Genomic DNA, 26869 nt, shown 5'->3' on the forward strand with positions numbered 1-26869 from the left:
CAAGAGTATCCCTGATGTCCACTTGCCACCCTCTGACTGCCCGGGTATCTGACAACCCGGGTATCTCAACCCAGGTATCTCACAACAAATCCTGAACGGCCTGGTGCTGACTCAGATAGACCTTGCCACTGAGTTCATGAAGGAAATGCGAGCGTTGCAGGCTGTCCATGACCGGTCCCTTGACCTCAGACAGATGTAACTGAATACCATTGTCTTTCAGCCGGCTGTTAATGGCCTCCAATGACTCCAGCGCACTCAGGTCAATCTCGTTGACGGCACTGCACATGAGCACCACATGCTTCAAATCAGCCCGTTCCGACACTTCCTTGTAGACCAGATCTTCAAGAAAACGCGTGTTTGCAAAGTACAGGCTTTCGTCGACCCGCAAAGACAATATCTGTGGATATGTTGTGACATGATGACGATGCACATTGCGGTAATGCTCGGTGCCCGGCACCTGTCCCACAATGGCCACGTGCGGACGAGAACTCTTGTACAGATGTATCAGCACGGAAACCAGAATACCCGCCGCGACACCGGCCTCCACACCCTCGAGCCAGGTCAGAACGATGGTGGCGGTAACCGCCATGAAATCGGCACGCGAATAACTCCAGGCTTTCTTCAAAATACTGAAATCCACCAGTGACCAGACAGCAACGATAATGGTCGCTGACAGCGTCGCTTTGGGCAACCAGGCCAGTAACGGCATCAAAAAGAAGGTCGCCACAGCCATGAGCAGAGCGGCAAAAAATCCGGCCGCTGGCGTAGCCGCACCGGCATCAAAATTGACAACCGAGCGCGCAAAACCGCCCGCCACAGGAAAACCGCCCGCCACCGAGGCTGCCATATTGGAGGCACCGATACCGATTAGCTCCTGATCCGGATCGATGCGTTCACGCTTTTTGGCTGCCAGTCCCTGAGCCACAGACACAGACTCAACAAATCCCAGGATAGCAATCAGGGCTGCCGAACCCGCCAGCGCTGACCACAGATCTGGCGAGAAACTCGGCAGTGCCAGCCCCGGCAGGCCGGTCGGCACATCACCAACCAGAACCAGACCTTTCTCACCCAGGTCCAGAGACCAGGCCGCAAACCCAGTGGCCAATACGGCCACAATCGGACTCAGTCGCGAGGTGATCACCGCTGTCCGGTCATTCATACCGGCTTTTTTCAGCAAACCCGCCAGTTTGGCCCGCGACCAGAACAGGTAAATCAATGTACCACCGCCGACCAGTATCGTCGGCCAGTTCAGGTTATCCAGGGACGCCTGCACACCAGAAGCAATGGATGGCACCAACTGCAGCAGGGTCTGACCGCCTGCGCTGATACCGAGAATGCCGGGTAATTGCCCCAGGGCAATAATTACCCCGGAGGCAGTGATAAACCCGGCGATCACCGGATGCGACAAAAAGTTCGCCAGAAAACCCAACCTGAGCACGCCCAGAATGACCAGAAAAGCTCCCGCCATAAATGCCAGCAGCGTAGCTGCAGCTATCATTTGGGCGGGATCCTGCAACTCCAGCCGGGCCACAGCCGCCGCGGTCATTAACGATACCACCGCTACCGGACCGACCGACAATGCCCGGCTGGTGCCAAACAGCGCATACACCATCAGCGGCAGGATACTCGCATACAAACCCATCTCGGGTGGCAGCCCTGCCAGCATCGCATAGGCCAGTGACTGCGGTACCAGCATGACCATGACAATGATGGCCGCCAGGATGTCGTCAGAGAACTGCTCGGATCGATACCGACGCGCCCAGTCCAGAATTGGCAGGTACTTTTTCAAGTCAGCTCCAGTTTAACCTTCGCTCTGCTGGGCCAGCCAACCAGCCACACCATTCAGATCGTAACCGGCCTGTGCGCCCAGACGAACCACTTCCTCAGGGGCCATGCCCTTCAATCCGCTGGCCAGCCCCCACAACTGGATGGAACGCGTACCACTGCGGCAATAGGCCAGAACCGGCTTGGGCGCCTCATCCAGCGCCTCTGTGAAGGCTGCCACATCCTCCAGACTCAATTGGCCGGACACTACCGGAATGTACTTAAAGACCATATCATGATCTTCTGCAACGGCCTGAATTTCCGCTCGCAAGGGTTGACCATGGCTTTCGCCGTCGGGGCGGTTGCAGATAATGGTCTTGAATCCGGCGGCTGCCATCATGTCCACATCGTCTGCCGTCAATTGCTCCGCGACTGCAAAATCATCAGTCACCTGCTTAGCCTTCATAAACTACTCCTGAACTTTTAAAAAAATTTACACCACATCCGGTGCGACCAGCCATTCCCTGCCTTTCAGCATGCCATTCCAGTAAAGCCACGGCAAAAAATCCTTCTTCAAAGTCCATGCCATACGCGTCGGGCGACGTCCGTCAAGCAGCCAACCCGGCATACTCGGCAACAACTTACCGCCATAACCAAACTCGGCGAGCACAATTTTGCCGCGCTCCACGGTCAACGGGCATGAACCGTAGCCATTATAGCGTGCTTCGCCCTTCGTAACGCCCATATCTGCCAGCATATTAAAGGCCACAATCGGCGCCTGCTTACGCGCCGCCGCTGCAGTCTTGGCATTGGGTGCGTTCATGACATCACCCAGCGACCAGATATTCGCGTATCGTTTGTGTTTAAGCGTTTCCTGGTCCACATCCACCCAGCCGGCCTGATCGGCCAACGGGCTGCTGCGAATAAAGTCCGGCGCCTGTTGTGGTGGACAGACATGCATCATGTCGAATTGCATCTCCACCGTTTCCTTGTTGCCGTCCGCATCCGTTTTGTCAAACCACGCCGTGCGCGCTTCACCGTCGACCTTGACCAGGTTATGACTGAAATTAAGCGTCGCATGGTAACGTTTTACATATTCCATGAGGGCGGGCACATAGTCAGCCACCCCAAACAGCACGCCACCCGCATTGCAAAAATGGATATCAATTTTATCGATCAGACCTTGCCTTACCCAATGATCGCCGGACAGATACATGGCTTTTTGAGGCGCACCTGCGCATTTAATGGGCATAGGTGGCTGCGTAAAAATAGCCTTGCCAGATTTCAGCTCGCTGACCAGCTTCCAGGTATAAGGTGCCAGGTCAAACCGGTAGTTGGACGTCACGCCGTTTTTACCCAGCGTCTCACTGAGCCCTTCCACCGCATCCCAGTTCAGTTTCAGACCCGGGGCAACAATCAGACGGTCATAGGTCAGTGCCTTACCATCGTCCAGCAGCACCTTATTGTTGTCGGGCTCAAACCCAGTCACAGCGGCTTTGACCCAAGTGGTACCTCGCGGAATCAGGCTCGCCATCGGGCGCTCAGTCTGTTGCGGGGTAAATACACCGCCGCCGACCATCGTCCAGCCGGGCTGATAATAATGTTTGTCAGCCTTATCAACCAGAGCAATGTTCAAATCCGGCTTACGTTTCAGGAGACTGGCGGCGGCGGAGATACCACCAGCGCCAGCACCTACAACCACCACGTCAAAATGCGTTTGATTAGCCATTTCTGCCTCCTGATTAAATGTCTTGGCTGATCGATCGTCGACAACGATACCATCAATTATATGAAAAGCAGTATAAGCTTATAATTCAGAGGACTTATCATGAACCTCCGTCTGTTGCCGGTCAACTGCCGTGCTATTGACGCAGATCAATCAGAGTCCGGGCCTGGCAATACTTACTGACATTGGTAAGCAAAAAAGCCCCTTCCAGCCAATGCTGAAAGGGGCTTTTACTATCAACCAGACTGCTATCAGAAGTTCAGTCGCAGACCTACCAGATAACGCGGACCAAACTCCTCGTACTCAGAAACCCGGATGGGATCGCCTTCGTAGCGGATACCCGGCTCACTCAACAGGTTGTTGGCTTCCAGGTAAACGTTGGCATTGTCGTTAAACGTATACCCGACCTTGAAGTCCAGACGGCCGACTTCATCCCAGTAACCATCGCCCAGAATATCGCCGTCGCCGATGCTGTCAATCCACTTGGTTCGGTATTGCCAGCTCAGACGGGTGGAAAGACCGTAACGCTCATAGGACAGCGCCAGGTTGTATATCAGGTCAGATGAACCTGGCAGCTGAATCTTGCGACCGTCAGGCGTTTCGCTTTCGGAATCATTCAGCGTCAGGTTGCCGCGGAAGCCGAATCCTGTGGCCCAGTCAGGCAGATTCAGACGCTCAGCGAACGGTTCCAGCGTCTGTGATACCGCGACTTCGAAACCGGCAATATGCCCACTGCCACCGTTGTCAGTAGTGGTGTAGCTGTACGTTGAACGATCAAAGCCAGGTTGATTCAACACGTCGCTGCCAAAGGTCGGTCGCTGCACGGTGAAAAGCACATCATCCAGAGACTTGTAGTACGCGCCCACCGAGAAAAAACTGCCTGAAGGCATATACCATTCCAGGTAAGCATCCAGCCCCATGGCTTTTTCCGGCTCAGCCAACGGGTTGCCACCACTGATGGACTGATTCTCATCCGAGACGTTGAAGTTAGGACGCAGGATGGTGAAATCTGGTCGAGCCGCGCCACTGTTAGCTGAAACACGTAGCTTGAGCTCATCATTGATGTCCCAGTTCACATGCACACTGGGGAAAAATTGCAGGTTATCACCGCCCACCAAAGCTGGCTGATAAGTGTTGCCAAAACGCACCAGCGCACTGCCGGTATTATCAACTCGCTCGACACGGGCACCGGCAAGGATGTTACCCCAGTCAAAATAGGTGGTCGCCATGGCGTAGGCGGACAGTACTTCTTCTGTTACTTCGTAGTTATTGGTTTCTGATGTGTCAGCCAGCACTTCGGCGAATCCCTGACTTGCCAGGCTGCTCCAAAGATTACGCAGCCCCCTGTCAGAGAAGTACCGGAAGGTGTAACCCAGCGGCAACTCACCTTTATATGGATCATTGATGGCAAAGTCATCAGTCGTCGGCAAAGCGACACCTGCAGCCGTCAATGCACCGGGCAGGATTTGCAGTGTCTGGCGAGTGTCTTCCTTGGAACGGTCGTCGTACTGCACGCCAAACTGGACTTCGCTCGGCTGGCCGAACAGGTCCATCTCACGTGTCAAATCAAAACGTGCGCTGATGGACTTGCTGTCTTGCAATCTTGTGTTGTTACGCAGGCGAACAAACTCGTAATCCTGCGGATCAAGAGAGCGCTTGATGGCACCACGTGAGAAGGAGCCATCCGGATTAACGATAGTCTCAAACAGCTTCACGCCGTGTCGTGTGCGATCGTTGTAGTCATAAACCACTGTCGGTCTCAGACTGAGCGCGTCAGCACCCCTGGGGCTTCTCCAGGCTGACTGCACAGAGGGACCACCTTCAGCCTTTGAATTGCTGTAGTTCAGACGCCAAGACGCGTCCCAGATGCCAAAGCGCTGCTCGCCACCCAGTGTGTTTGTGAAAATGCTTTCCAGTGTCTTGTTTGAATTCAATGTGCTGTCTAACTCTACCGCGTAAATTGTACCCTGCAGCGGTGTATTGCCAGTCCGGATATCAGCATAGCCACGTGTCACACTGGCACGATCTGTGCGGACTGCACCGTCATCAAAATCGAACTCATGAGCATTGCGCATCTCATCATCGGTGAATTCGGTGTAGATGGTGCTGAAGAAGAAATGATGATTGTCCGAAGGGCGGAAATCGAAACGACCAGAATAGGCGGTGTTGCTGCGCACCAGACGATACAATTTATTCTGGTGAGCATCCGCCCAGGCACGTTCTTCGAAACCAGGCTCACGATCCTGTGAGTCTTCGCCAGTCTCCCAGTCGGTCTCAAAGTTATCAGTGACCATGTCGCGCTCATAACGTGAGGCTGACAACAGCACACCAAACTGTCCATCCGCAAAGGTATTGGCAACAAAACCACCGACGTCGTACTGATCGCCACCGCCCAGATCATTGTAACCGGCAGCCACGTTCAAGGCTGACTTGAATCCGGGATAATCAAAAGCGCCACGTGTAATAATATCAACGTTACCGGCCAGTGATTCACCCTGCATGGCTGGCGTTACGGCCTTTCGCACAGCAACGGCACTGCCGATGGCGGCCGGTACGGTATCAGTCCGTGCACGGCGACCGCTGGGGGCAATAACGTTAACGCCGTCGAAGGAAATCGAACTCCAGCGCGACGGTGCGCCGCGCATACTGATGGCGCGCTCCTGTCCCTGATCACGTTCTACCGCGATACCGGGCAGGCGCGACAGAGCGGCGGCAATGTTCTGGTCGGGGAACTGACCCACCGCGTCGGCGGATACCACGTTAATGATGGCGGCTGAGGAGCGCTGCATCTGCAGGGCTCTGGCTTCGGATTCAGCCTGCGGGCGGGCACCGATCACCACGATACTCTCGATGGCCTGATTGTCATCACCCGTGGCACCCAGCACCACGTTGGCCACAGAGACCTGATTACCGGTTACAGTGACCTGGGTCTGACGCGCCGGACGGCCCAGATAGCTCACATCCAGCGTGTAGTTGCCAACCGGGACGCCGCGAAATGTGTAGCGGCCTTCACTGTTAGTGACGGCAACCACTTCAAATCCACTGATGCGCACCTCGGCACCAACCAGAAATCCGCCGCGAATAGCGTCTGTGACCACACCGCTGATTTCTCCGGTTGCGGGGATTGAGCTGGAACCGCTGGCCTGAGCAATAGTGAGTGTTTCAGCGGCAGGTATCTGTGCCATCAGTTCCGTTGCCGGTACTGCACACAATGCAACCAAAATCGCCTGACGTAACTGTTTTCGTTTGAAGATCATCATGTAACTCCGAATAAATAAAATGCTGCTGATCCGCCATTAGGTGGCGTGTGTTTTTTGAGGATTTGACTGATCACCGTTGCAGGATGCTGTGCAGTCAATCAGAAAGCTGGCGCAGTATAGGGGGGGGTATGTGACAGTAATTCTCGATTTGCGTGAACTTTATTTGACAAGCTGTGACTCGGGACCGTGGCAGGGCCGCACAAGATAGCGTTCCTTCTTCCGGGCAGCCATCATCTGTGTGTCAATCAAAATCAGACCATCAATGCAGTTACCAAAATGTTCGTCCACACCGAATGCAAGGAATCTGGCTCCCCCCGGTGCACAAAGCTCTGTGTAGTGTTTGTACAGCGTTGGAACTGCCACACCCATCCCGGCCAGTCTGGCCTTGAGCACGCGAAATGCATCCGGATAACTCTGGCTTGCGTACTGTGCCGCTGGCGTAAAACAGGTGTTGTCTGACACCACATACGGATGATGCGCAATTGCCAGCATCTCCCGCGAGCGGAAATGCCTGCCATAAAAATCAACCAGCAGGTCACGGGCCGCTACAGGCAACTGACCACTCAAACTGACGGGCCCAAACAGGTAGCGATACTGCGGGTAGCATCTCAAAAACGCGCCAATGCCGTACCAGAGATAGTCCAGACTGCGCTTGCCCCAATAACGGGGCTGGACAAAACCGCGACCCAGCTCCAGGCCCTGCTCGAAATAAGGGTCCATTGTTGGCAGGTAGTCAAAAAGACTGGCCGAATACAGGCCCGGGGTCTGCCGATGCAGACGCCACGCATCACCCAAACGATAGGCGCCGACGATTTCCAACTCCCTTGCGTCCCACAAAATCAGGTGTTGATAGACACAGTCGAAAATATCAATGTCGCGACGCGACTGAGTCCCCTCGCCCACGGCACGAAACGCGATTTCACGCAAACGACCGATTTCACGCATGACTGGAGAATCCGCTCGATAGTCATAGAGCCAGATAAGTTTACCGTCGTCGGTCTTACCCAGCTGTCTGCCTTCAGCAAACAGTACCCTGGCCAAATCCGCGCGACTTTCTGGCAAGGCAACTGCAGGTTGAGTACGAAAAACTGGCTTTCCATCGCGACCGAGCCTGTACAGGTGGCGTTTGAACAATTTAACAATCTGCTCTGACGCCAATGGCAATGACTGCCATGAGTCAAACGGAATCATCTCCCCGATCCGCACGGGCAGATCATGGGATCTTTGTTTGAACATCTCTGTGACCAGCAGCGCAGTAGAGAGTGGCTTGTAGATCATGGACGCGCTGTAGAACAGCGATGAGTTGCGCCCCTCCAGATGGACGGGCAGAATCGGTGCCTGGGCTCGGGCGGCTATTTTAAGAAAACCATCGTGCCAGCGGGGGTCACGAACGCCTTGCGGACGCAGCCGGGAAACTTCCCCGGCCGGAAAAATGATCAGCGCGCCCTCGTCGCACAAGTGCTGATGTATGCTTTTCAACTTCGCTCTCACCGTTCCGCCACTCATATTGTTGACCGGCAGCAGCAGTGGGTGCAGAGGTTTTAGCGCCATCAGCATCTGATTCGACACGACTTTCACATCCGGTCTGAGCTCACTGATCAACTTGATCAGCGCCAGCCCATCCAGCGAACCGATCGGATGATTGGCAATGATGACCACCCGACCATCAGCGGGAATGCGCTCCCTCTCGCAGCTCCGGAGCGAGTAACTAAAATTGAAGTAGAGCAGCACCTGCTCCACGAAGTCGATTCCGGTCAGATGCGGATAATCTTGTGCGAATTCCTGAAACTCACGTTCATGCAGCAGCTTGCTGACCAGAAATTTCAGGGGACGAAAAAGCCATGGCCGACGGTTAAGCTGAGGAAACTGTTGTTGCAGCAGTTCGTCAACCATAAACATCTCAGGCTGCATCCTGTTTACGAGCCACCGGCAGCAATGGCGGCAGTTTGTAAACATCTGCCCGCTGCCGTTGTCGCGTCCAGAACAACAGATCCAATTTGCCGTCCTTGTCCTCGGTCAGGGCGGAGCAATTCTCCACCCAGTCACCATCATTGCAGTAAAGCATGCCGTCCTGCTCCGTGATCTCCGGGTGGTGAATATGACCACAGACGATGCCATCGACGCCGCGTTCGCTGGCATAGCGACAGCCGATCTGCCGATAGCGTGCAATGGCTTCGCTGGCACCGCTGACCCGCTGTTTTATATAACCGGCCAACGACCAATAATCATGGCCGCGCCAGACCCGGTAGCGGTTGTACCAGCGGTTCACAAACAGCAGCAGCTTGTAAGCCTTGTCACCAATCCAGGCGTGCATGGGACCGAAGCAGACTTCCTGATCAAACTGGTCACCGTGCATCAGCAGCAGTTTTCGACCATCAGCCAGGGTATGGATGTATTCCCGATGTATCTCGATATCACCCAAGGCCATGCCATCATAGCGCTGGGCCGGTTCATCATGATTACCTGGCAGGTAGATCACCCGGGTGCCCTCGCCCGGCAGACTCATCAAACGATGCAGCAGGCGGTTGTGAGCGTCCGGCCAGAGGAATTGTCGGCTCATGGCCCACATATCGATAATGTCGCCAATCAGATACAGACAATCAATGCGACTGTGCTCAAGAAAATCGAGCAAGAAGTCAGCTTTGCAGTCCTTGTCGCCAAGGTGAATATCTGAGAGAAATACCGTGCGGTAGTGTGTGCGTCTGCCCATCATCCTGCCCTCCGGCTGGTTGTTGATGGATCTGTAGCTTAGCGACTGTACATAACAGAATTGTCTCGGCGCGGTGACGGTTGTATGACAATTTTCAGGACTTAAACCGGCTTATTGAATCGGGGGAGCAATTGAACAATTTACTGACTGGCGGTAGCATCAACGCTCTGGCACTGATTTGACTAAGAAACCGGGAGTAGATATGGATCTGACTGTAACCGAACAGAAATTGCAGGCACTCAGACAAGAGTTGACGACGCGCATGGAGGGCATTCAGGCCGATCTTTCGTCGGGACGCAGTCAGGATTCCGAAGAACGTGCACAGGAAAATGAGAACGAAGAGGTTCTGCAGGCGCTTGCAGTCGATGCCCGCAACGAGATACGCGAAATCGATGCCGCACTGGCCCGCATTCATGACGGTAGTTATGGCACCTGTACCACCTGCGGAGAAGCCATTGCCACCGCCAGAATTGACGCCTATCCCATGGCAGTCAAGTGCATAAACTGCGCCTGAACTATCACATCCCGGCTTAAACCAGCGCAGCCGATTTGATAAGCGCCCAGACTTGCATACCCGGACTGAGCTGCAGTTGCTGCGCAGACCAGGACGTGATCTCGCTCATCAATACCTGCCCATCATTAAGCCTGACACTGGCCAGCACACGCTGGCCGGGCAATTCATGCAGCCTTTCAATAACAACCGGCAAGTGATTGCGAATGCTGATTTTAGCCGGGTCGTCCAGCGCCAGACTGACATCCCGTGCTTTAATCCTGACACGCGAGGAGACAGGGCTGCTGCCAGTCATCTGAAGAAAAAGCTGCACGCCGCCACCTGTTTCGAAGACCTGCGATTCGTATTCATCAACAGAGCTCAGCATACCGTGCAAAATGCTGGCCGGGCCATCATCGGCAAACAACGGGGAGTCTGCCCGAGTCATGGCTTTTTGCAAGGAGCAGATCTCATCGACACGGCCGTCACTCATGAAAACCACCCGATCGGCAAGCCGTTGCACCTCATCGGGTGCATGCGTCACCAGCAGCATCGGCACCTCTGATTCCCGCGCCAGCCTATCCAGAAAAGGCAGAATCTCCCGTTTGGCCTGAGTATCCAGAGCCGCCAGAGGCTCGTCCAGCAGCAGCAGATCCGGACTGCGCAGAAGTGCCCGTCCCAATGCAACCCGCTGCCGTTGTCCGCCCGAGAGTTGATGAATACGCCGCTCCAGCAAATTGCCTATCTCCAGCAGCTCAAGCACACTTTTTAGAGCCACCCGACGCTGACCAGCGGGCATCCGGCGCCAGCCGTACAGCAGGTTATGCTTTACATCAAGATGTGGCAGCAGACTATGCTCCTGAAATACCAGCCCGATGCAACGCTGCTCCGGCCGCACAAAGTCACGATCTGACTGCCAGTCAACTCCGCGGAACCGCACCCGCGTACCGGGCACACGTTCCAGTCCGGCTACCACTCGCAACAGCGATGTCTTGCCACAGCCCGAACGTCCGAACAGGGCTGTCACCCCATCCGTTTCAAGGTCGACCTGGCACTTCAGTGCAAAGTCGCCTCGCCGCCAGTCGACCGCGATGTGAAGACTCATACCTTCACCACATGGAAACGCCGGTTAATGCTGTAGACCAGGAAAAGCACGGCAAATGAAAACACCAGCAACATTAGTGAAAGGCGGTGCGCGGCCGCGTAGTTCATGGCTTCGGCATGATCATAAATCAGTACTGACAGGACTTTGGTTTCACCCGGTATGCTGCCCCCGAGCATGAGTATTACCCCAAACTCGCCAACCGTATGAGCAAAGCTGAGTGTGGCAGCAACAACAAAACCACCGCGTGTCAGTGGCAGGATCACGGTAAAAAAACGATCCACCAGCCCGGCACCCAACGATGCTGCTACCTCTACCGGACGTCTGCCCAGCTGATTAAAGGCTTCCAAAAGAGGTTGTACGGCAAACGGCATGGAATACAGAACCGAGGCCAGCAATATGCCTTCAAACGAAAACGCCAGATGCTGCAGCCCCAGCCACTCCATTGACTGGCCTACCGGACCTCTTGGTCCGAGCGTCATCAACAGGTAAAAACCCAGCACCGTCGGTGGCAACACCAGCGGCAAGGCGACAACTGCCTGCACAATGGTACGTGCCAGCGAGCGCCCGCTGGCCATCCACCAGGCAAGTGGTGTGGCAATTACCAGCAAAATCAGGGTGGTCAGTGTACACAGTCTCAGTGTGACCTGAATGGCCTGCCAATCAGCAGCGCTAAGTTCGAACATGGTTATTAGTTGGCCTCAGGCATAACAAATCCGTAACGGGTCATGATTTCGCGTGCTGCCTCAGAGCTCATGAACTCAGCAAACGCCTGCGCAGATGGTTTGCCTCGTCCGCGAAGCGTCAGGACAAAAGCCTGTGTCAGTGGTTCATGCAGAGAGTCGTCTATCAGGGCGTAGGGGTGAATCTGCATCGACGGAAACAGGGCCAGCGACAGCGCAATAATGCCGACATCCGCGGCACCCGATTCGGCCATCTGCGCTGCCTGCGCAATATTTTCGCCAAAAACCAGTTTCGACTCCACGGCCTGCCAGACTCCCACCGACTGCAGTGCCTCGCGAGCACGCATGCCATAAGGCGCATGGGCGGGCTGTGCGATTGCGATGCGGCGAATATCATCACTCAGCAGGTCATTTAAAGTCATCTGTGATGCATCCATTCTGGCGCTCCAAAGTACGATCCGCCCCGTCGCATAGACAGCAGGGTCAATGGCCGTGAGTCCCTCTGCATAAAGGCGCTGCGGGAAAGCGATATCCGCTGAGAAGAAAACATCGAACGGCGCCCCATTTATAATCTGTGTAGTCAATCGTCCTGATGACCCATAAATCACGGAGGCATCGTCGCTATACTCGGGGTAATGCTCAGCAAACAGAGCAACAATCTCATCCAGCGCAAACCTGAGATCTGATGCCGCTGCAATGGTGAATTCCTGAGCACGCAAAGCGCCAGACCACACACTTAGCTGGAGAAAGCAGAGGAACAGCCAGAACTTCATGAATCCACTCCCAGAATAATATGTGATGATTTGATCAGCGCAAACATTTCATTGTCCGTTTTGATATCCATCTCATCCAGACTGCCACGCGTAATCACAGCGGCCAGCGTCACCCCATCGCCAAGATCAAGCACGACCTCCGCATTTACCGGACCCGCCTGCACCCGCACCACCCGGCCGCGCAGACAGTTGCGCGCAGATGTCCTGGGCAGCGTATCCGCGGCGGCGAGTATGATCCACGAGGCTTTTATGAGTGCCATCGCTTCCCGCCCCGGTGTCAGAGCCAGATCATCCGCGCTCTCGTTGGTGACAGTGGCGTGCAACTCACCACCAGTGCGCAGTTGCAGACTGACCTCAGTGTTGATGCCACCCCTGGTTGTTTTGTTGACAGTACCCAGCAGGATATTCCGTGCACTGCTTTTCATGCTCATCCTCTGCAATAAATTCAGCGACGTGATGTCCCCGGTTGCGCTGACAACCTCGCGCATAAAATCGCGCTGCAGTTGTTCCAGACGCGACAGATTGCGGACCAGGCCTTCACCTGCCGGCGTAAGTTGAGCACCGCCACCTCCTCGGCCGCCATGCTGCACAACAACCAGTGGCTCGCCTGCCAGGTTGTTCATGATGTCGACAGCATCCCAGGCCGCCTTGTAGGTCATGCCCACGGCCTTTGCCGCGCGACTGATAGAGCCGGTTTCACCCACAGCAACCAACAAAGACAGGCGGCGTGGAGAGATCTCGCCTGCGCGAGTTGCAAGCGCTATCGGTGCAACAAATGAGCCCAAACCCTCTTCGGACACCCCAGTCTCCGTTTAATCCGCTTTAAGCAATATATACCCGAGTAAATTTCGATAGCGATATTTACTCAGGTAAATATCCTTGTCAACCATCAATTCATTTGAGTTCAATCCTGCAGACAGCTAGACTCAGGAAAAACAACAATCAAAATCAAGAGGAAACCCTATGCTGCGGTCAGTCAAACTGGAAGATTACATGGTTGAAAAGCCGGTGACGGTTGCGCCGGAAGCGCCACTGGTAGAAGCGCTGGACCTGATCGTGCATAACCGCGTATCCGGACTGTGTGTGGTGGATGATCAGGGACAGTTTCTGGGCATCCTGTCAGAACTGGACTGCCTGCGCGGTATCCTCAGCGCCAGCTATGATCAGGCCTCTGTCGGCCAGGTCCGCGATTACATGGTATCTGAGAACATCAACTCTGCACGCCCCACCGACGACATCATCGACGTAGCATCCGATATGCTGGCCAAGGGACAACGACGCAGGCCTGTCTTCTCCGCCGACGGTCGTCTGGCCGGCCAGATTACCTGCCGCCAGATTCTGGCGGCCGTCCGCAAGCTGATCACTGGATAAATGACGCCGGTATGATGCGCAGATCCAGATCCCAGATAACCGGTACCCCAAAGTAAACCATCAGCGTGATCAGAATGGTTGCGATGATGTTCAGCGCAAAACCGGTTTTCATCATTTCCGTGATTTTTAGTTTCTCGGTAGCAAAAATGATGGCATTCGGCGGTGTTCCCACTGGCAGCATAAAGGCACAGTTGGCCGCCATGGCGCAGGGAATCATCAACGCAAACGGATGAATATCAAGCGCCAGCGCCAGGCCGGCCACCACCGGCAGAATCATGGTTGCCGTGGCCGTGTTGGAGGTAATCTCTGTCAGGAACAGGATCAACAGTGCGGCGGTGCCAATCATGACTATCAGGTGCAGACCATCAAGCACAGTCAATTGACTGCCCATCCAGTCTGACAATCCGGTCGCTCTAAAACCGGAGGCGATGGCTAACCCGCCGCCGAACAATAACAAAATCCCCCAGGGAATCTCTTTTGAATCACTCCAGGCCAGGACACGTGTAGCCTCACCAGAGCGCGCCGGAATTACAAACAGCAGTACCGCTGCAGTCACCGCGATCATGCCGTCGCGGATCTCGGGCAGGATGTCCGACCAGATAAATCCCCGGGTAATCCACATAAACGCGGCAAAACAGAACACACTGGCAACGGCTTTTTCCTCATAGGAAATAGGGCCCAATGCATGCCTTTCCTGCTGTATAAGCTGACGCCCGCCCGGCAATGATTTGATATGCATGGTAAACGCGACCCGCCCCAAATAAACCCAGCATATCGTCAACAACACTATCACCATGGGCACACCAATCAACATCCAGGACGCAAAGCTGATATCGACACCAAACAGCTCACGAGCCTGTGCTGCCAGAATGATGTTCGGCGGCGTACCGATTAGAGTACCAAGCCCGCCGATGGTACCGGCATATCCCACCCCAAACAGCAGGGCTTTCTCGAACACCGGGATATCTTCCTCACCCTCTTTTCCCCTCAGTGAATGAGCCACCTGTGCCGTAATGGCCAAAGCCATTGGCACCATCATCATGACGGACGCCGTGTTGGAGACCCACATGGACAGAAACGCGGTAGCCAGCATGAAACCCAGCAAAATGCGTTGCGTGCTGGTACCGACAAACGCAATGATGGCCAGTGCCATGCGTTTATGCAGATTCCATTTCTCCATGGCCGTGGCAATAAAAAAACCGCCCAGAAACAGGAAAATGATATCGTCCCCATAAGATGATGTGACGGTAGCACTGTCCAGTGCACCGGTCACCGGCAAGAGCACAATTGGCAGCAAGGATGTGGCGGGAATGGGTATGGCTTCGGTGATCCACCAGGTGGCCACCCACAAGGTGACGCCCAGTACAGCCTTACCTTCATAGCTGAGGCCTTCAGGGGAAAAAAACAACAGCGTAATGACAAATAAGCTTGGTCCCAGCAGCAAGCCTATAAGCTGAGAACGTGAGTATGGGCCGGGTGCTTCACCGCTCGATGCGGCGCCGGAAGGAATAAGGCTGCGTTTAGTGTGGTTGTGTGAACGCCACAATGATTGCCAGAGGTTGATCAAGGGATTGCTCATATCGTGTGGTTTGCCCCGCGGTGCGTCCTGCCCAATTCCCGACCAAGCCTAATTACAGGCCGTCTAAAAGTAAAGGGGCAAGACTCCGCGGGGACGTACCCTCACGCCACTGCAACAATAACTCTAATGCGAATGTTCCAGCTCGATATGGCTGTTGCCACCCCAGCAACTGGAGCCAGTGCGCTCTTCCGGGTTACTGCACAGACGGGTAGGTGTATCGGGACGACGATCAACCAGCCGCTTGCTGTTGTCGGCAAGCCTTTCAATATCAAAGGCATCGTACAACTCTCCGGTCGCCGTCCGCGCTTCGTAGACAATACGATCAGACTCAAAATGGATCACCTGGAACAACTGTGTATCTTCAGCCAGTCGGTCCATGATTTCCGGCGCAGACTCTCCTATCATATACATCTTGGGTCCAGAGACAGATACCACATACATCGGTCCGGTGCTGTTGAGCTGGCCCGATGCGCCGCTAGGCACGTTCTCGCCACGCCCGTATGTATGATCATGTCCCTGCAGTACCAGATCAACATTAAACTCGTCAAACACAGGTTGCCAGTGCTCACGCAGTTTGGGATTGTCACGCCCCAATGACACAGAAAACATGGGATGGTGGTAGGTTACAACAGTCCAACTATTTGGATTATTGCTTAACACCTGACGCAGCCAGCTCACCTGAGCCGCCATCATGTCATCATCCTGCAGAGCCTGCTGAGAATCCAGCGCGATATATCGAACGCCCTGATAATCCATGTAATAAACTGTCGAGCGCAGCGCTGCCGGCCCATTTTTCGGAGAAGTCAGATGCACAGGCCATTGCGGCACCAGCAAACGGGGGCCACTCTCCTGGCTCAGGTACTCATGATTGCCTGCCGCCGCGAAATTCACCAGCATGCTGTTGATAAAGCTGCCGGCATCAAACCACTCGCCCCATTCGTCATCGTGATTCGCATCCCGGCTGGAATTGACCAGATCACCGGCGTGAACCATCACCTGAGCACGCGGTGCGGTGCTGAAGGCCTCACGAATGACTCTGGAAAAATGGGCTTTGACGGCGTTCTGGGCGTCGCCAAAGTAAATAGCGGTATGCGGTTCAAAACCGGCCTTAGCCGTACGGAACTGAAACCACTCGCTCCATGTGCCATCACCCCTGACCCGGTAGGCATACAGCGTATCCGGTTCCAGATCTGTAAAGGTCACATTGTGGTGATGGGCCGTGCCGTTACCGGCTTTAAGCGCTACAGTGTTGCCTTCAATCTGCTTTGATGTCAGGTGCAGGGCCGGTGTATCTGTTGCAGGACTGATCTGCGCATAAGCCTGATTAACTGAATCACGCGTTCGCCAGCTGACGGTCTGGTTGTGAGCGGGGTCAACGGTTGCCGTTAATATAATTCGGTCAGGAAATGCTGTTGGTGCGTAGCGCACTTCGCCGGGTGGCACCAGTGTATTTTGAGCAACAACTACTGGGCTGAAGCACAGGCTGACCAGAATCAGCAGACCCACGTAAAAAGGAGTTTTATATTCATTATTTGATTGCAGTTGTTTCATGTGTACTCCAGGTGAAATTAATCGCTGGCCGATATCATAGATGCGCCTGTGTGACATCAACATGATAGTTTCACCACAACCGGATGACGGTTTCAAGTCAAAAAAAAGCCGGTATCAGACTGATCTGAAACCGGCTTTAAAGCGGGGAGATAATCACTACTACTATCAAGGGATAGTCTATCAATGAACACATTTCTGCAGTTCGGACGTAGTCTAGCGGCGGGATATTACAGAATGATGAAGAATTTTCAGGAGTTTTGTGACAAGACCAGACGCACGCTGGCCTGCTCGCCAATCTCGATATCAGCACGCACCCGCTGGTCGCTCAGGGCATCCTGCAATTGGGCGTAAATCCAGCGGCCAGTCTCGTCGCTGGGCGCCGTTATCAAAACAAAAATATCGTTGGCGGCCAGCACGGCGGCAACATCCTGCAACTGGCGAACCACATCTTCATGACGACTGCGCAGGCCGCGCGAATCAATCCGGTAAACACTGTGGGTGCGTTGCCGCTCAAGCTGCAACTTGTCGCGCGCCACCTGTATGCCGGGATGCTGGTCATCCACCTCGGCAGCCCGACGCAGAAACAATTCCGCATTATCAAACTGGCCCTGCCAGGATGCTGTATCTGCCAGCTGAAGATAACGCTGCAGAATATCCTGCAGGCCATCTTCTGCAACCGTATTGCCAGGATCCAGTGCGAGGGCCCGGTTGAAGTAATGAAACGCACTGTCTTCTGGCGGAGTCATCAGGCGATCGGCCCGCAGAGCCCGCAATCCGTTATAGAGAATATCGGCAACATAACGGCGATGACGCTCCGCATCGTCCAGCTCACGCTGCTGAGCGACAACACTTTCCACATCAATTATCGGTTCAGGATCGACAACCACCCGGGGTGGTTCCTGCATCGGTGGCTGTGTCGCGCACGCTGTCAGGGTCAGCATGAAAAACAGGCCGGGCATAATACGCACAGTCGTTGAGGCATTTTTGCTGATAGTGAACGTCATGACGGCTTTCCGATCCGGGAATGATTGCGCCGTCAGAATATGTCACTAAACGCGATAAAACTCAATGTATCACCCCGGGCGACCGCCGTATGTGGAGGGATAATTGCCAGACCATCAGCACGGCTGACGGAACTGAAAACGCCAGAGCTCTGATCATCCAGCGGCTCGACAGCGCGCTGCGCATCGCACCCGGACAGCCTGGCTCGAACGTATTCCTGCCGCTCGCCTGAACGCGATGCCTCAAATGCCGCCACGACACGATGCAATGGCAGCTCTGCTTGTTCGGCGCCCATCATGGCGAGCAATGCAGGTCGCACCAGCAGAATAAAGGTGACAAATGCGGAGACCGGGTTACCGGGCAGACCAAAAAACAATGTGTGATTTATCTGACCGAGAGTAAATGGTTTGCCGGGTTTCAGCGCCAGTTTCCAGATGTCCAGCTGACCCAGTTTCTGCATGACAGCCCGCATATAATCTTCTTCGCCCACAGACACGCCGCCAGTACTGATCACGACGTCATGATCCTGACTTAGCTGTTGCAGAATCTTGCGAGTCTGTTCTTCAGAGTCCGGCAAATGGATGACTGACTGTGCTTTGATGCCCAGTCGCGCCAGCATGGCCTGCAAGACATATCGATTGCTATTGTAGATCTGACCGGCCTGCAGGTCCTGCCCGGGCTCTCTCAATTCACTGCCACTGGTGACCAGTGCCACTGTGGGCAGTCGCCCGACAGTAACACTGGCGACGCCCGCCGATGCGAGCAGCCCCAGATCGGCAGGCCACAGTCGCTGTCCGCGGCTAACCAGCAAAGCGTGACGGGCGATGTCGGCTCCGCATCGGCGGACATTTTCACCTTTGCTGGCAGTTTGAAGAATTCTGACCTGACCTTCACGATCAGCCTGAAAGGGCTCAATGAGCTCAGTGTTTTCCTGCATGACCACCGAATCAGCACCCGCAGGCAGCGGCGCGCCTGTGAATATGCGGGCAGCACTGCCAGGGTGCAGTGGCCCAGGAGAGCAACCAGCCGGTATGCGCTGGCTGACAGCCAGCGAGGCATCAGCGACGGCGTCTACTGCACGCACGGCGTAACCATCCATGGCGCTGTTGTCCCAGGGAGGCACATCAGAAGCAGCGAAGATGTCGTCCAGTGCCACACGCCCATCGGCATCCTGAAGCGCAACAGTCTCGGGTCGCTGCCGCCCGATTGCCAGCGCCAGCACCCGGTTTATCGCAGTTGCTACCGGCATCAGGCCAACTGGCTTGTCCCTAACCACGACCCGCATCCTTGTACCAGGATTTAACGAGTTTCTGCAGACTACCCTGCCAGGGTCGCTGTTTGATACCAAAAGTCTCGAATATTTTTTTTGTCGCCAATGTGGAGTTGGCCAGCAGTGGCGGTTCAATGCGGTTGAGATGAATCGTCAGGTGATCAAGCAGCGCATACACCTGTTCGTCATGCTGCGCGGCGAACTTTATAAGCTGCTGAACAAACTCACTCTCTTTCAGCGGTTCCAGCGCAGCGTAATGATAGGTGCCCCAAAGGTCTGCATCACAGTCAACCTGCAGGGCGACCGCCAGAATAACCCTTGCCAGGTCTTCAATCGGTGTCGGTGCAATCTTGCCGCGATTCACGGTCACGGCACCGTCGTTATCGCGCAGCTCCCGAAGCCAGTTTTTTAGACGCTGATCCTGCCCGGGGCCAAACAGCCAGCCGGCGCGCAAAATCACATGCTGCTTCAGATTGGCCTGAATGGCATCTTCGCCAGCTGCCATGGTGACGCCGTAAACACCCAGCGGTTTTGGCGCATCCTGCTCGTTATAGGGTAGCTTCTTATCGCCACCAAACACATAAACCGATGACAGATGGATCAATGGGATATGCAAGTGGTCACAGACCTGCGACAGCAGGTCTGGCAGCATATGATTGATCTTGTCCGCCTGATCAACGGCGGACTCTGCCGCGCTGACTGCGCCCTGTTGCCCGGCTGCAAAACTGAGTAGATTGATGACCTGATCTGCGCCGGCATGAGTCAGGGTGCGCGCCGTGCCGACTGGATCATCGACATTGATACCCGCCTCATCAGCGGACTGCCATTCAATCTGCCGCTCATCAAACAGGCGAATCAACTCACGCCCGATACTGCTCTGCGCACCTAAAAGTAAGACCTTCACCGACTATGTAGACTCCGGAGCAGGTATTAGAACGGAATGTCGTCGTCAAAATTATCAAACGATGCCGCTGGCTGGGCCTGGCTTCTCTGAGCAGGAGCAGGCGCATTCTGTCTGGGCGCCTGTTGCGGTGCGTCCTGATTCATATCCTGGCCAAAGCGATCATCACTGCCGGACGACCCCCGCGAATCAAGCATCTGCATCTCATTGGCAACGATCTCTGTCGCATAACGGGTAATGCCGTCCTGCTCCCAGGAGCGGGTTCGCAGACTGCCTTCTATATACAGTTTGCTGCCTTTTCGCACGTACTCATTGACGATCTCGGCCAGTCGATTAAAAAACACGATCCTGTGCCACTCAGTCTTTTCCTGAGGCTGACCGGTGTTCTTATCTTTCCACTGATCGCTGGTTGCCAGGGTCACATTGGTGACAGCACCCCCGCTGGGCAAGTACCGGGTTTCCGGGTCTTTGCCTACATTACCTACCAGAATAACTTTATTTACGCCGCGGCTTGCCACCTTGTTGTACCCTCCCATTCGGTTCCGTCTGTGTGTTCAATAAAGCATAGCACGATTCAACGCCACTCGCCGATAATCAACAGTGCCTCCTTCTTCATTGGCGCCCTTTGCGCTGCCGCCCGGATTTGCCCATAATGGCGTGTTTTATTGCAGCGGAACAATCATGGACAACATTACCATTCGCGGGGCGCGCACCCACAACCTCAAGAATGTAAATCTGACCATTCCCCGGGATAAACTGATCGTCATCACCGGGCTGTCGGGCTCCGGCAAATCCTCGCTGGCCTTTGACACCCTGTATGCCGAAGGCCAGCGTCGCTATGTCGAATCGTTGTCCACCTATGCCCGCCAGTTTCTGTCCATGATGGACAAACCCGAGATTGATCACATTGAGGGTCTGTCGCCAGCCATTTCGATTGAGCAGAAGTCGACCTCGCATAACCCGCGCTCCACCGTTGGCACCATTACCGAGATTTATGACTATCTGAGACTGCTGTTTGCCCGCGCCGGCGAACCCATGTGTCCGACCCACCATAAAAAGTTGCAGGCTCAGACCGTCAGCCAGATGGTGGACCAGATTCTGGCCCTGCCCGAGGGCAGCAAGATCATGATTCTGGCGCCGGTCATCCGCGAGCGCAAAGGCGAGCATCTGCATGTCTTCAAAGAGCTGCAATCCAGCGGTTTTATCCGGGCCCGCATCGATGGCATGGTCACTGAGCTGGACTACCCGCCCAGTCTTGAGAAGAATAAAAAACACACCATAGAGGCTGTCATTGACCGGCTGAAAGTGCGCGACGACATCCAGCAGCGCCTGGCCGAAAGCCTGGAAACCGCCCTGCAATTGGCCGACGGCACCGTCAGCGTGGCCTTTATGGACGGCGATGGCGACGAAATGATGTTCTCATCACGTTTCGCCTGTCCGGTGTGCGGCCACAGCATCAGTGAACTTGAGCCGCGCATGTTCTCGTTCAACAATCCGGCGGGGGCCTGCAACAGTTGTGACGGCCTGGGCGTGAAGCAGTTCTTCGACCCCGGGCGCATCATCATAGATACGTCTTTGTCCCTGGCTGAAGGTGCCATCCGTGGCTGGGACAGACGCAATTTTTACTATTTCCAGATGCTGACATCACTGGCAGACCACTATGGTTTTGCGGTCGACCAGCCTTTTGAGAGCCTGACAAAAAGCCATCAGGACGCCATCCTGTATGGCAGTCAGGGCAAAGAAATAGACTTCAGGTTCATGAATGACCGGGGCGACACCACGGTTCGACGCCACGCCTTTGAGGGCATCCTGCCCAACATGGAGCGGCGCTACCGGGAAACCGAATCGCAGACGGTCCGTGACGAGCTGGCCAAATTCCTCAGCTCACACGCCTGCCCGGATTGCGAAGGCACGCGCCTGTGCGCCGACGCGCGTCATGTTTATATCGAAGGTACAACCCTGCCACAGATAACGCAGATGACCATTGCTCAGGCCGCTGAATATTTTGGACAACTGCAACTGATTGGTTCACGCGCAACAATTGCCGAAAAAATCCTCAAGGAGCTGCAACAACGTCTGCAGTTTTTGATTGATGTGGGACTGAACTACCTGACATTAAGTCGCAGCGCCGACACACTGTCCGGTGGTGAGGCGCAGCGCATCCGCCTGGCCAGCCAGATCGGTGCCGGGCTGGTGGGCGTGATGTACATTCTGGACGAACCCTCTATCGGCCTGCACCAGCGCGACAATGATCGCCTGCTGGCTACCCTCTTCCACCTGCGCGATCTCGGCAACACGGTGATTGTTGTGGAGCACGACGAAGACGCGATACGCGCAGCCGACCATCTGATTGATATCGGTCCAGGTGCGGGCGTGCACGGTGGTGAAATTGTGGCACAAGGCGCCTTATCGGATATTATTGGCTCCGGACGCTCTCTGACAGGCCAGTATCTTTCCGGTGAGCGTCGTATCGAAATACCGGCTAAAAGACAGATTGCCAGGAAAGGACAACAGCTTCGTCTGATCGGGGCATCCGGCAACAACCTGCAGAATGTAAATCTGAATCTGCCACTGGGCTTGCTGACCTGTATTACCGGCGTCTCCGGCTCTGGCAAGTCGACGTTGATTAACAATACGCTATACCCGGTAGCCGCCACCGAACTCAACGGTGCCACCACATTAACCGCCGCACCCCACGAGCGCATTGAAGGCCTGAACAAGCTGGATAAAGTGGTCGACATTGACCAAAGCCCCATCGGCCGCACTCCGCGCTCCAACCCGGCCACCTATACCGGCATTTTCACGCCCGTGCGCGAGTTGTTTGCGGGCACCCAGGAGGCCCGTTCACGCGGCTACACACCCGGCCGTTTCAGCTTCAATGTCAAGGGCGGCCGCTGTGAAGCCTGCCAGGGCGATGGCGTCGTCAAAGTAGAAATGCACTTCCTGCCCGATGTCTACGTGGCCTGCGACATCTGCCACGGCAAACGCTACAACCGCGAAACGCTGGAAGTGAAATACAAGGGCAAAAACATCGCCGATGTGCTGGCCATGACCATCGAGGATGCCCGCGAGTTCTTTGATCCGGTGCCGGTCATCGCGCGCAAACTGCAGACCCTGATGGACGTCGGCCTGTCCTATATCTGCCTGGGTCAGGCCGCCACGACACTGTCCGGCGGCGAGGCTCAGCGCGTCAAACTGGCGCGCGAACTGTCCAAGCGGGACACCGGCCAGACGCTCTACATCCTGGACGAGCCAACCACCGGCCTGCACTTTGAAGATATCCGCCAGCTGCTGGCGGTGCTGCATCAGCTGCGCGATCAGGGCAACACGATCGTGGTGATTGAACACAATCTGGATGTGATCAAGACAGCCGACTGGATTGTGGATCTTGGGCCGGAGGGCGGCAGCGGCGGCGGGCAGATCATCGCCGAGGGCACACCTGAGCAGGTGGCGGCCTGTGAACACTCTTACACGGGGCAGTACCTCAAGCGGCTACTCAGCACTCCGTAGTCCGGCCGCGCTGGCCTGGGACAGTGGGTTAACACTCCGTAGTTCGGCCGCGCTGTGGAGTGTTGACGCACTACCCCGGATAGCGCAAGGCGCGGAACTACGAAGTGCCAACCCACTGTCCCCGGGCTATGGAGTGTTTAGTTGCCGACCGCCGCCGCTAACTGAAGCAGGTAGGCACGCACACTCTCAACCTCTGCGGCACCAATGTCCGCAGCGAACCCAGGCATGCCACGCGACAGCAGGTTGCCCTCAAGTACGATGCCGTGGAAGGCCTCCTGACTCAGCAGCATGGGGCTGTGGCGCAGGTCCGGCAGCGGGCCGGAGCTCAGACCGACCGGGCCATGACAGACTGAGCAGTATGCTCCGTATAGCACGGCACCCACGTCAGGGTTACCTTCGCTGCTGATGCCGGTAAGATCCAGCGGCTGCAGCGGGGTCATGCTGATGTCAGGTAACTGGCCGTCAGCGTTCAGCTTGAAGGCCATCAGGCGGCCGTTGCGCTGGCGTGGATAGTTGCCTGACAGCAGGCCCATGGTCATGGGAATGGCGCCACCCTGGCCGGCCAGCGCCAGCACGTATTGCTCACCGTCCAGCTCATAAGTGACCGGGCCACCCAAAATGGCATCACCCACTTCAAATGACCAAAGACGCTCGCCATTATCAGTACGGTAGGCGTGGAAGAAGCCATCGGCTGAGCCCTGGAAGACCAGTCCGCCGCCGGTGGACAGCAAGCCGCTGTTGCCAAACACGGAATAATCAACGGCCCAGCGGGCTGCCTGGGCAACCGGATCCCAGGCCACCAGTTGCGACGCCGGCAGCTCCAGCATGCGAGCTTCATCCTGCGGATTCACGGTTGGTCCGGGCGCGGCATCCAGACCCAGGTTCCAGCCCACTTCCTGCTCAGCAAACTCGGCCGGATTTGAGTATACGTAGGAGGTATTCTGAGTAGGCAGGAAGACCAGATTGGTCTGCGGATCATAAGACATGGGATACCAGTTGTGACCACCCAGAGGGCCAGGTATCACTACCGCCGGATCACGCTCGTAACGGACAATCTCTGCTTCGATGGGACGACCGGTAACGGCGTCCAGACCGCTGGCCCAGTTGATTTCCACGTAATTGTTTCCAGAGATAAACTCACCGGTGGTTCGGTCAATCACGTAGAAGAAGCCATTCTTGGGCGCCTGCATGATAACTTGCCGCATGCGACCATCAATTTCCATATCAGCCAGAATCATGTGCTGAGTGGCGGTGTAGTCCCAGGACTCTGCCGGCGTAGTCTGAAAGTGCCAGACATATTCACCGGTAGAGGCGCGCAAGGCCACAATGGATGACAGGAAAAGATTATCCCCTTCGCCGTTAGAGCGGATGTGGTGATTCCACGGGCTGCCGTTACCTACGCCGATGTACAGCAGGTCGAGCTCCGGATCGTAGGCCATGGAGTCCCAGACTGTGCCGCCACCACCCAACCGCCACCATTCGCCAGCCCAGGTTTCTGCGGCCATCTCCATGGCGTCGCTTTCAAAGCCTTCAGCGGGGTTGCCTGGTACCGTATAAAAGCGCCAGACCTGATCACCGGTTTCAGCATCGTAAGCGGTCACATAACCGCGCACACCCAGCTCGCCACCACCATTGCCGATGATGACCTTGCCATCAACAATACGCGGTGCACCGGTAATGGTGTAACGTTTCTCGGGATCAACGGTCATGGTGGACCAGACCTGGCGGCCGGTCTCACGATCCAGTGCGATCAGGCGACCGTCCAGTGCGCCAAAGTAAACCTTATCGCCCCAGGCGGCCATGCCCCGGTTCACCACATCACAGCAGGCATCCACGGCTTTTGATCCCGGCACTTGCGGATCAAAACGCCACAGTTCCTCACCGGTGCGGGCATCCAGCGCAAAGGCTTTGCTCCAGGCCGAGGTGAAATAAATCACCCCATCGATGACCAGTGGTGTGGCTTCCTGCCCGCGGTCAGTATCGAGTTCAAAGTCCCAGGCCAGGCCGAGGTCGGTCACCGTCGTGCGATTGATCTGGTCCAGCGGGCTGTTACGCTGTTCAGAATAGGTACGGCCATGAGTCAGCCAGTCACTGGTATTACCCGCTGCCGAGGTGATGCGCGCAGCGTTAACCGGACGCTGCGCCGTTTCGGTCACTGCCGGTGCCGCATCTTGCGCCGGTTCGGCGGCGCTCTGAGGCGCTGCTGGCTCATCGTTTGAGCAGGCAAATAGTAGTGCTGACAGCGTCGCCGCCAATAACAGCTTGCCTGAGTTGAATCCCGGCCTGGTCTGGAAAGTCATACCTGTGTTCTCCGCAACTTTATTGTTATCTGTTCCGGAGCATAAACAGGCCTTCCGCTCATGGCAAGAGCAGTCGCTCGCTTTCAAAAAGCCAGTCAGCGGGCCACAGCCTGCACACTGATGGTCAGTGACACCTCTGTTTCACCGGCATCGGCCACCGGCTGAGCCATTTCGCGGCTGTCAGCGGCCATGGCACGCATCATCACGGGGGGCGAAAAATCCATGGCACCAACCACGTTGACTGAGGCCATGTCAAAATCTGATTTACCCAGTGCCGCCGCCGCACGCTGCACTTTGGACTGCGCCCTGGCGATAGCAGCTTCCATCAGGGAGTCGCGCACTTCATCGGCTTTTTCTGTACTCAGACGCCAGGACAACTGATTCATGACAAATCCCTGTTCCTGCAGATCGCCTGCCAGCTCCAGCAGCTCTGCCGCATCCTTTGAGGTCAGACGGATATGCTGTGTCCCGCGCCACACCGGATCCGGCCGGGAAGCCTGCGGCTGGCGATTAAACTGATAGACGCCGTAATGACCGGTGGCCACATCCACAGTGCTGCTGCCAGACGCCAGCTGCAGCGCCTCGGCCATCGTTGAGTTGATCGCATCCTGAACTGCCCGGGCATCGCGGTCCTCGACCTCAACACGCAACTCAGCCAGCAACTCATCCTGCGCCACCTGGCTGCGCTCCGTGACCGACAAAGTGATCAGGGTTTGCCCCTGCGGCAGCAGTGACGCTGTCTGCGCCTGGACCAACGTGAACGGCGCAAGCAGCAGTAAGGTTGAAATAAGCCCTGTAACAGGTGCTCTGAAAGCCTTGATCATTGTTTCATCTCCCTGATTCAAACAGTTGACTGGCGAGGGAAGTTACATAACAG

At 55.6% G+C, this 26869-nt stretch carries 21 protein-coding genes; 3 read left to right on the top strand and 18 right to left on the bottom strand.

What is annotated here, in order from left to right; translation table 11 throughout:
- Nucleotides 1-79: 79 nt before the first annotated feature.
- The 6 genes from PS2015_RS11845 to PS2015_RS11870 form a co-directional block, all read right to left on the bottom strand.
- Nucleotides 80-1789, bottom strand: a complete 1710-nt coding sequence (locus tag PS2015_RS11845; RefSeq protein ID WP_058022433.1) for a SulP family inorganic anion transporter — start codon at nt 1787-1789, stop codon at nt 80-82.
- 12 nt (nt 1790-1801) lie between these two features.
- On the bottom strand, nt 1802-2230 hold the full coding sequence (locus PS2015_RS11850; protein ID WP_058022434.1) for a protein tyrosine phosphatase family protein: 429 nt from the start codon (nt 2228-2230) through the stop codon (nt 1802-1804).
- A gap of 27 nt (nt 2231-2257) precedes the next feature.
- Nucleotides 2258-3493, bottom strand: coding sequence for an NAD(P)/FAD-dependent oxidoreductase (locus PS2015_RS11855; RefSeq protein WP_082628118.1), 1236 nt, complete (start codon nt 3491-3493; stop codon nt 2258-2260).
- A gap of 248 nt (nt 3494-3741) precedes the next feature.
- On the bottom strand, nt 3742-6750 hold the full coding sequence (locus PS2015_RS11860) for a TonB-dependent receptor (RefSeq protein ID WP_058022435.1): 3009 nt from the start codon (nt 6748-6750) through the stop codon (nt 3742-3744).
- 159 nt (nt 6751-6909) lie between these two features.
- Nucleotides 6910-8643: a bifunctional ornithine lipid synthase OlsF gene (gene olsF, locus PS2015_RS11865; protein ID WP_335338237.1), complete on the bottom strand. Its 1734-nt coding sequence runs from the start codon at nt 8641-8643 to the stop codon at nt 6910-6912.
- A gap of 7 nt (nt 8644-8650) precedes the next feature.
- Nucleotides 8651-9463 (bottom strand): UDP-2,3-diacylglucosamine diphosphatase, encoded by an 813-nt coding sequence (locus PS2015_RS11870; protein WP_058022437.1) that lies wholly within the window; start codon nt 9461-9463, stop codon nt 8651-8653.
- A 199-nt stretch (nt 9464-9662) separates the two neighbouring features.
- Here PS2015_RS11870 and PS2015_RS11875 point away from each other — a divergent pair, with 199 nt between their 5' ends.
- The gene (locus PS2015_RS11875; RefSeq protein WP_058022438.1) at nt 9663-9974 is read left to right on the top strand and encodes a TraR/DksA family transcriptional regulator; all 312 of its coding nucleotides are present in this window, start codon (nt 9663-9665) and stop codon (nt 9972-9974) included.
- 16 nt (nt 9975-9990) lie between these two features.
- Here PS2015_RS11875 and modC read toward each other — a convergent pair whose 3' ends face one another.
- From modC to PS2015_RS11895, 4 genes are read right to left on the bottom strand one after another with little or no spacing between them, the layout of a single operon-like run.
- Nucleotides 9991-11055, bottom strand: a complete 1065-nt coding sequence (gene modC / locus PS2015_RS11880) for a molybdenum ABC transporter ATP-binding protein (RefSeq protein ID WP_082628119.1) — start codon at nt 11053-11055, stop codon at nt 9991-9993.
- A complete protein-coding gene (gene modB / locus PS2015_RS11885) occupies nt 11052-11738 on the bottom strand; it encodes a molybdate ABC transporter permease subunit (protein WP_058022439.1) in 687 nt (228 codons plus the stop codon). The genes modC and modB overlap by 4 nt, the downstream gene beginning before the upstream one ends.
- Nucleotides 11739-11743: 5 nt before the next feature.
- Nucleotides 11744-12508, bottom strand: a complete 765-nt coding sequence (gene modA / locus PS2015_RS11890; RefSeq protein WP_058022440.1) for a molybdate ABC transporter substrate-binding protein — start codon at nt 12506-12508, stop codon at nt 11744-11746.
- Nucleotides 12505-13308, bottom strand: a complete 804-nt coding sequence (locus PS2015_RS11895) for a TOBE domain-containing protein (protein WP_058022441.1) — start codon at nt 13306-13308, stop codon at nt 12505-12507. The genes modA and PS2015_RS11895 overlap by 4 nt, the downstream gene beginning before the upstream one ends.
- Nucleotides 13309-13471: 163 nt before the next feature.
- Here PS2015_RS11895 and PS2015_RS11900 point away from each other — a divergent pair, with 163 nt between their 5' ends.
- Entirely contained in the window at nt 13472-13879 is a 408-nt protein-coding gene (locus PS2015_RS11900) for a CBS domain-containing protein (protein WP_237113325.1), read from the top strand.
- Here the strand turns inward: PS2015_RS11900 and PS2015_RS11905 are convergent.
- From PS2015_RS11905 to ssb, 6 genes are all read right to left on the bottom strand, one after another.
- Nucleotides 13869-15458 carry an SLC13 family permease gene (locus PS2015_RS11905; protein WP_058022442.1) on the bottom strand — a complete coding sequence of 530 codons (1590 nt, stop codon included), beginning with the start codon at nt 15456-15458 and terminating at the stop codon, nt 13869-13871. The genes PS2015_RS11900 and PS2015_RS11905 overlap by 11 nt on opposite strands.
- A gap of 123 nt (nt 15459-15581) precedes the next feature.
- Nucleotides 15582-17009, bottom strand: a complete 1428-nt coding sequence (locus tag PS2015_RS11910) for a purple acid phosphatase family protein (RefSeq protein ID WP_058022443.1) — start codon at nt 17007-17009, stop codon at nt 15582-15584.
- Nucleotides 17010-17257: 248 nt separating this feature from the next.
- Nucleotides 17258-18013 (bottom strand): hypothetical protein, encoded by a 756-nt coding sequence (locus PS2015_RS11915; protein ID WP_058022444.1) that lies wholly within the window; start codon nt 18011-18013, stop codon nt 17258-17260.
- A 32-nt stretch (nt 18014-18045) separates the two neighbouring features.
- Nucleotides 18046-19287, bottom strand: a complete 1242-nt coding sequence (locus PS2015_RS11920; RefSeq protein WP_237113326.1) for a molybdopterin molybdotransferase MoeA — start codon at nt 19285-19287, stop codon at nt 18046-18048.
- Nucleotides 19280-20185 (bottom strand): SDR family oxidoreductase, encoded by a 906-nt coding sequence (locus tag PS2015_RS11925; RefSeq protein WP_058022446.1) that lies wholly within the window; start codon nt 20183-20185, stop codon nt 19280-19282. The genes PS2015_RS11920 and PS2015_RS11925 overlap by 8 nt, the downstream gene beginning before the upstream one ends.
- Nucleotides 20186-20211: 26 nt before the next feature.
- Complete coding sequence (gene ssb, locus PS2015_RS11930) at nt 20212-20718, bottom strand: single-stranded DNA-binding protein (protein WP_269465425.1); 507 nt, start codon at nt 20716-20718, stop codon at nt 20212-20214.
- A gap of 145 nt (nt 20719-20863) precedes the next feature.
- On the opposite strand from ssb, the gene uvrA reads away from it, so the two are divergent.
- Nucleotides 20864-23692 (top strand): excinuclease ABC subunit UvrA, encoded by a 2829-nt coding sequence (uvrA, locus tag PS2015_RS11935; protein ID WP_058022447.1) that lies wholly within the window; start codon nt 20864-20866, stop codon nt 23690-23692.
- 137 nt (nt 23693-23829) lie between these two features.
- Here the strand turns inward: uvrA and PS2015_RS11940 are convergent, their stop codons facing one another.
- Together PS2015_RS11940 and PS2015_RS11945 are read right to left on the bottom strand one after the other, a co-directional pair.
- Entirely contained in the window at nt 23830-25992 is a 2163-nt protein-coding gene (locus PS2015_RS11940) for a PQQ-dependent dehydrogenase, methanol/ethanol family (RefSeq protein WP_082628121.1), read from the bottom strand.
- Between the two features lie 95 nt (nt 25993-26087).
- Nucleotides 26088-26816, bottom strand: a complete 729-nt coding sequence (locus PS2015_RS11945; protein ID WP_058022448.1) for an SIMPL domain-containing protein — start codon at nt 26814-26816, stop codon at nt 26088-26090.
- Nucleotides 26817-26869: the final 53 nt, after the last annotated feature.

The sequence above is a fragment of the Pseudohongiella spirulinae genome (assembly GCF_001444425.1).
GTDB lineage: Bacteria > Pseudomonadota > Gammaproteobacteria > Pseudomonadales > Pseudohongiellaceae > Pseudohongiella > Pseudohongiella spirulinae.